The 440-nt window shown below is 53.2% G+C and carries 1 pseudogene; it reads right to left on the reverse strand.

Annotation, left to right across the window (positions count from 1 at the left end):
• Positions 1 to 440, reverse strand: a pseudogene (locus ACLI09_RS18070) (hypothetical protein); the annotation flags it as partial.

Genomic DNA, 440 nt, shown 5'->3' on the forward strand with positions numbered 1-440 from the left:
GGCATCCTGGATGGTAAGGTTAAATTCGGCAATGCCATTGTTGTCGCTATCGCAAAGGGATAAATCAGGAGCCTGGGCAACCACCGGTAATGCAAGTACATTTACCTGGAACGAAGTATAGTTGCTGCACCCCGCGGCATTTGTAACAGCCACGTAAATGGTTTGCGGATTTACAGTATTGGTAAAGGCTGAGGGTGCCGCAATAGCATTAGTCCCCGCCTGGGCATCGGCCTGGCTGGTGTAGTATGCCACGCTAACACCGGGCTGGCCCGCCTGTAAAAGCGCGTCCTGCTGTGCAAGGTTAAAACCGGTAAACCCGTCAGGAGTGCTATCGTCGCACAGCGAAAGGTTTGGCAACGACACTACTGTAGGTACAGCAGGCGCATTAAGCGCGAATGACGTATAAGCGATACAGCCCCCGGCATTTTCAAGCGCGGCAT

This window comes from Flavobacterium sp. RHBU_24, assembly GCF_046613695.1.
GTDB lineage: Bacteria > Bacteroidota > Bacteroidia > Flavobacteriales > Flavobacteriaceae > Flavobacterium.